This window comes from Psychrobacter sp. AOP5-GZ1-6 (assembly GCF_052376345.1).
GTDB lineage: Bacteria > Pseudomonadota > Gammaproteobacteria > Pseudomonadales > Moraxellaceae > Psychrobacter.
Genome location: NZ_JBQSVP010000157.1, coordinates 1 through 6,786 on the forward strand (window position 1 = coordinate 1; position 6,786 = coordinate 6,786).

The window sequence follows — 6,786 nt, forward strand, 5'->3', positions numbered from 1 at the left end:
TAAAGGAATAATTATGCAAATTGAAAAACACAGCTTTTTAGTTACTGGTGGTGCGTCAGGTCTTGGGGAGTCAGTGGCTCGTGCTATCGTCGTTCAAGGCGGCAATATCGTCATCGCTGATCTAAACGAGTCAGCTGGACAGTCATTGGTCACTGAGTTGGGTGATAGGGCACGTTTTGTACGTTGTGATGTCACCAGTGGCGATGAAGTGCAAGCGGCTGTTGAGTTGGCAGAAAAAGCGTTCGGTGGTTTGCAAGGATCAATCAACTGTGCAGGTATCGCTGTCGTACAAAAATTACTAGATCGTGATAACAACCCTGCTGATCTTGAGTCATTCAGTCGCGGTGTGAATATCAATCTTATCGGCTCGTTTAACGTTGCGCGTTTGGTCGCAGCCAGTATTGCTAAGCGCGTAGCCAGCGATCACCAAGATAATAAAAATGCAGATCAAGGTGTTATCATCAATACAGCTTCTATCGCTGCTTTTGATGGTCAAGTGGGGCAAGCTAGCTACTCTTCTTCTAAGGCAGGCGTGGTGGGTTTGACCTTGCCGCTAGCACGTGAGTTGACGCGCCACGGTATTCGAGTGATGACGATTGCGCCTGGTATTTTTGCCACACCGATGATGGATAGTATCCCCGAAAAAGCGCGTGAGCAATTAGAGGCAGCCGTTCCTTATCCTAAGCGTTTGGGCGCGCCAAATGAATTTGCCAAACTTGTCCTCCATATCATCGATAACGCCTATCTCAATGGCGAAGTCATCCGCTTAGATGGTGCTATTCGTATGGTGTAATTATCTGTATTCAATGACCAAGCGAGTGTGATTTTTCATATACTTTACACATTAGCAAGCGACAAGCTTTGATATATTACGATGATAGCTATTTGCAATCATTCATATCAGAGGGGTTTTTGTCATGGCATTATCGCGTAATCGTACTTATCGCTCATTACTTGTCTTGATAAGCGTTGGGGTGGTGACGATTATCAGCAGCATTGCTTTTAATTATATGACACGCGCTTCTGCGGGTAGCAGTAGTACTTTGGAAGTGGTAAGTAATCAACCTATCGCTGATGTGGTGATTGATAAAGTGTTCGTTGATAAGTCCGAGCGCCGTTTGCAATTATTGAGTGGTGACGATGTGATTCGTACGTATCATATTGCATTGGGCGACAGTCCAGTCGGTCACAAGCAGCAAGAGGGCGATCAGCGTACACCAGTTGGTACTTATACCTTAGATTATAAAAACGAAAATTCTATTGCTCATCGCTCTATTCATATTAGCTATCCGAATGCAGCTGATAAAGCACGTGCTCAGCAATTGGGCGTCAGTCCGGGTGGAGATATTATGATCCATGGACAGATGAACGGCTTTGGTCATCTAGCCTCTATCAATCAGAAGTATGATTGGACGGACGGCTGTATTGCTGTTACTGATGACGAAATGGACGAGATTATGGCCGCGGTAAAGATTGGTACTACCATTGAGATTGTAGAGTAGAGCGATGAACACTTTCAACATACAATCAATCCTAAAAAAAATATAGGGCATGAAATTCGTTAAATGCTCAAAATGCCCTATCTTTCATACTTATATTCACCTTTCTTTTTTAAACCATTCTGCATATTTTCTTCTAAAAAACTGTTAATCTGAACTTAAAATTACATTTTAATGCTATTAATTAATAGCTCTTAGCAAATATCATTGCTAGTAGTAGGGCTTTGTTTGATAATTGGCTTGAAATAATTATATATATACCTTATATAAATGACAGATAATAGTCATCGCTGAACGCTAGAAAAGCGACTGACAATACTAATTATAAAAGGATACGAATATGAGATTTGAAAAATTTACCCAAAAACTGCAGTCTGCTATTCAAGAAGCTCAGAGTTTAGCACTAGGTCGTGATCATACGGGAATTGATCCTGTGCATTTGCTTGCTGTATTGCTGCAAGATGAATCCAATTTGTCTATCTGTCAACAAGCAGGTGCGTCTATTCCTGCTTTAAAGAATGGCGTGGCAAAGGCACTTGATAATCAGGCAACCATATCGGAGCCGACAGGAGATGTTAATTTAAACCCAAACTCGGTTAAAATTTTAAATTTAGCCGATCGTCAAGCGCAAAAAGAAGATGATGATTTTATTGCCACTGAATGGGTAATATTGGCGCTGTCTGAACAGGGCGAAACTAAAAAAATATTTGAAAGTGCTGGCGTAACAGCAAGCAAATTAAAAGCAGTGATTGAGGAGTTACGTGGTGATGACACCGTTAATAACCAAAATGCTGAAGACCAGCGTGATGCATTAAACAAATATACCATTAATCTGACCGAACAGGCGGAGCTTGGCAAGCTTGATCCCGTGATAGGTCGTGATGAAGAAATTCGCCGCACCATTCAAGTATTGTCTCGTCGTACCAAAAACAACCCAGTATTGATTGGTGAGCCAGGTGTTGGTAAAACAGCTATCGTCGAAGGATTGGCCCAAAAAATTGTTAATGGTGACGTACCAGAAGGTTTACGCCGTAAAGAGGTGCTATCGTTAGATCTAGGTGCTCTGATTGCGGGTGCAAAATTCCGCGGTGAATTTGAGGAGCGTCTCAAAAGTGTGCTGAGTGATTTGGCCAAGCAAGAAGGCAATGTCATTTTATTCATCGATGAGCTGCATACCATGGTGGGTGCAGGTAAATCTGAAGGTGCAATGGATGCTGGCAACATGCTAAAGCCTGCGCTAGCACGTGGTGAGCTGCACTGCGTTGGAGCGACGACACTGGATGAATATCGTCAATATATCGAAAAAGATGCTGCGCTTGAGCGTCGTTTCCAAAAAGTTTTAGTCGATGAGCCAACTGTAGAAGACACCATTGCGATATTACGTGGTCTAAAAGAGCGTTACGAGCTGCATCATGGTGTCGATATTCAAGACAGCGCCATCATTGCGGCGGCACGTATGAGCCATCGCTATATTACTGACCGTAAGCTACCCGATAAAGCGATTGACTTAATTGATGAAGCGGCCAGTCGCTTACGTATGGAGATGGACAGTAAGCCTGAAGCGTTGGGTAAGCTTGATAGTCGTTTGATTCAGCTAAAAATGCAGCGTGAAGTGCTCAAAAATGAAGAAGATGCTGGTGCGAAAGCTGAGCGTAAAGTGCTCGATGGTCAAATTGAAGAGCTAGAAAAAGAGTACGCGGATCTTAATGAAGTTTGGCAAGCAGAAAAAGCATTAGTCAAAGGCAGTCAGCAGTTAAAAGATGAGTTGGACAAAGCTCGTATTGCTTATGACAAAGCCAGCCGTGAGGGCGACTATGAGACCATGAGTAAGCTACAGTATGAAACTATTCCACAGTTAGAGCGTCGTATCACTGAGTCTGATTTAGCAGAGCAAAAAGAGCAGACAAGTGAAGGTAATAATGTAAAGTTGCTGCGTAACAAAGTAACAGACAATGAGATTGCTGAAGTCGTTGCTGCTGCGACAGGTATTCCTGTCAGTAAAATGATGCAAGGCGAACGTGACAAAATGCTGGAGATGGAAGAAAAGCTCCATGAGCGTGTGATTGGTCAAGATGAGGCGGTGCAAGCCGTGGCAAATGCGGTACGTCGCAGTCGTGCTGGCCTGTCTGATCCTAATCGTCCATCTGGATCGTTCTTATTCCTTGGACCTACTGGTGTTGGTAAAACTGAGTTGACCAAATCATTGGCGAACTTCTTGTTTGATAGTGAAGATTCGATTATACGTATCGACATGAGTGAGTATATGGAGAAGCATAGTGTCAGTCGCTTGGTAGGTGCGCCTCCAGGGTACGTGGGTTATGAAGAAGGTGGCGCTTTGACTGAAGCGGTACGCCGTAAACCTTATAGTGTGATTTTGTTTGATGAAGTCGAAAAAGCACACCCTGATGTGTTTAATATCTTATTGCAAGTATTAGACGATGGACGTTTGACAGATTCACAGGGCCGGGTGGTTGACTTCAAAAACACCGTCATTATTATGACCAGTAATTTGGGATCGCATAAAATTCAAGAGATGGTCGGCGAGAGCTATGATGATATCAAAGCCGAGGTCATGGATTCTGTCGGGCAGCACTTCCGTCCAGAGTTCGTGAACCGTATTGATGAAATCGTGGTATTCCATCCACTAGGTATGTCGCAAATGGCAGGTATTGCAGCGATTCAGTTAGATCGCTTGCGTCAACGTCTACATGAGCGTGAGATGGATATCGAGCTATCAACAGATGCAATGAATAAGTTGGTCGCAGTCGGTTATGACCCTGTGTATGGTGCACGTCCACTAAAACGCGCTATCCAACAAGAAATCGAAAATCCATTATCATTGAAGCTGTTAGCGGGTGATTTTGTTGCAGGAGATATCATTAAAGTGGATGTTGATGCGGATGACAAATTGACTTTTGATAAGCTTAGAGTGAGCTAATACCAAGTGCTCTAAACTGTTTTTTTGAATAAAACCCAACCCCTTACTTGCCTATTTTTTATATAGGTAATTAAGGGGTTTTTCGTTGTGCACTATAATTATGTTACCGTTTTCATACTTTGGTTATGTTATAACTGGTTTAAATATAAAATAAGGGAGACGACATGATGATGAGCAATAAAAAACAGAAAAATAGGCCATTAATCTTACCCTTAATCATGACAGCGTTGCTGTTTAGCACGTCAGCTTGCTCCAATCAGACAGCAGGCAATAGCAATGAAGAGTTGGTAGAGCATAAAGATGCCAAAACCTCAGATGCTCATTCCTCCATGAATACTGATAAACCCAAATTCATTACTGAAACAGTTGCAACTTTTGATGAGCCTTGGGCGATGACAGCCCTACCTAAAGTTGATAACGAACCACAAAAAATACTAGTGACACAAAAGACAGGTGAGTTATTTGTGGTCGATACCGAAACAGGTGCCAAGACAGCAGTAACTGGCGTACCAAAAGTTGCTTACGGTGGTCAGGGCGGTTTAGGCGATATTGTTATTGCACCAGACTTTGCTCGTACCAATAATATATATCTGAGCTACGTTGAGACGGATGCTGATAGCAATAAATTTGGTGCGAAAGTTATCAAGGCAAGATTAACAGGATTAGATACCAGGACACCAAGTTTGCAAGCTATTACGCCAATCTGGGAGCAGTCTCCAAAAGTAAAAGGACAAGGGCATTACAGTCATCGCCTCTTGTTTTCACCGGACGGGCAATATTTATATATTAGCTCAGGCGAGCGCCAAGAAAAAACGCCAGCGCAAGATATGAGTGTCAACTTAGGTAAAATCATACGTCTAAATGCTGATGGATCTATCCCAACAGACAATCCATTTGTGAATAATGAGAACGCCATTGCTAAGCAGTTTTGGACAGTAGGTCATCGCAATATATTGGGTATGGTTTTCGATGATAATGGTAAATTGTGGGCGCATGAAATGGGTCCAAGAGGTGGTGATGAATTTAATTTGATTGAAAAAGGTAAAAATTATGGCTGGCCAGTTGTCTCTAACGGGCGTAATTATTCGGGGATTGATATACCAGATCATGATACTCGGCCTGAGTTTGAAGCGCCCAAAATCACATGGACGCCAGTCATCTCACCTTCATCGATGAGCATCTACTCTTCGGGTACGCATAATGACTTTCCAGCATGGCAAGGCAGTATGCTGATCAGCGGTTTGTCCTCCCAATCGCTTGTTATCGTTGCTATCAATGATGACAATACAGCATTTGAACGTTACCGATACGATATGGGTGAGCGCGTCCGGAGTGTGCTGGCGGTAGATGGTAGTGTTTGGATGTTAGAAGATGGTAACGAGAGTGGCTTATTACGATTGTCACCACAATAAAAAGACGTGGCCTAGAAAAAATATTGTTAATAATCAAATACATTGAGACTTGTGTCAGTCAATGATGAACGTGTAAGTAATTGAATTAAGTTTGATAGTAATCTAGTAAGTTGTTAAGGTTATCTCTTCAAACAGTAAAGGTTAATATACAGATGGATCATGTTAAGGTTGACAGATTAGGTCCTTTCCCACGGGTGAGTAAGCCTGTTTTTATGATTTCTGCACTACTTATTATTGCATTCATTATTTTCGGAACACTGTTCACTGAGACTGCTGGAACGTTATTCAGTTTTTTACAAGGATTTATTACTGATAAATTCGGTTGGTTCTTCGTGATTTTGGTGAATGTGGCTCTAGTGCTGTGTGTTTATTTGGCTATGAGCCGTTATGGTGACATTCGCCTAGGCGCACAAACTGAAGCACCGCAGTACAGTCTATTTTCATGGATCGGTATGCTGTTCTCTGCTGGTATTGGTATCGGACTGGTCTATTGGGGTACAGCGGAGCCGCTATACCACTTTATGGCGCCACCGCTTGGTGAGAAAGAAACGATAGAAGCCGCTAAGCAAGCGATGAACATTACTTTCTTGCATTGGGGGTTTCATGCATGGGGACTATATACAATTGTGGCTTTGTCTCTAGCATACTTTCATTTTCGCCGTGGTTTACCGTTATCAATTCGCTCGACGCTTTATCCTCTATTGGGCAAAAAGATATATGGTCCATGGGGACATACCGTTGATATCTTGGCGGTATTTGGCACGATGTTCGGTGTCGTGACCTCACTTGGTCTTGGAGTAATGCAAATTAACTCAGGACTTGAGCGGTTATTTGGGATTCCCAATAGTCTAACGATACAAATCGCTTTGATCGCTTTTGTGACGGTGCTTGCAGCTTGCTCTGTTATGATGGGCTTGGACAAGGGTATTAAGCGTTT

The 6,786-nt window shown here is 42.7% G+C and carries 5 protein-coding genes; all 5 read left to right on the forward strand.

The genetic code is table 11. From position 1 onward, the window contains the following. The first annotated feature begins 13 nt into the window (after nt 1-13). The gene (locus tag ACT3RN_RS13845; RefSeq protein ID WP_192520621.1) at nt 14-793 is read left to right on the forward strand and encodes an SDR family NAD(P)-dependent oxidoreductase; all 780 of its coding nucleotides are present in this window, start codon (nt 14-16) and stop codon (nt 791-793) included. A 124-nt stretch (nt 794-917) separates the two neighbouring features. Beyond that, nucleotides 918-1,502: a L,D-transpeptidase family protein gene (locus ACT3RN_RS13850; RefSeq protein WP_225739324.1), complete on the forward strand. Its 585-nt coding sequence runs from the start codon at nt 918-920 to the stop codon at nt 1,500-1,502. A 337-nt stretch (nt 1,503-1,839) separates the two neighbouring features. Beyond that, nucleotides 1,840-4,437, forward strand: a complete 2,598-nt coding sequence (gene clpB, locus ACT3RN_RS13855) for an ATP-dependent chaperone ClpB (RefSeq protein WP_192520620.1) — start codon at nt 1,840-1,842, stop codon at nt 4,435-4,437. A 164-nt stretch (nt 4,438-4,601) separates the two neighbouring features. Further along, complete coding sequence (locus tag ACT3RN_RS13860) at nt 4,602-5,849, forward strand: PQQ-dependent sugar dehydrogenase (protein WP_226945158.1); 1,248 nt, start codon at nt 4,602-4,604, stop codon at nt 5,847-5,849. 152 nt (nt 5,850-6,001) lie between these two features. Next, nucleotides 6,002-6,786 (forward strand): BCCT family transporter (locus ACT3RN_RS13865; RefSeq protein WP_444518724.1); only part of this gene is annotated, 785 nt, incomplete at its 3' end.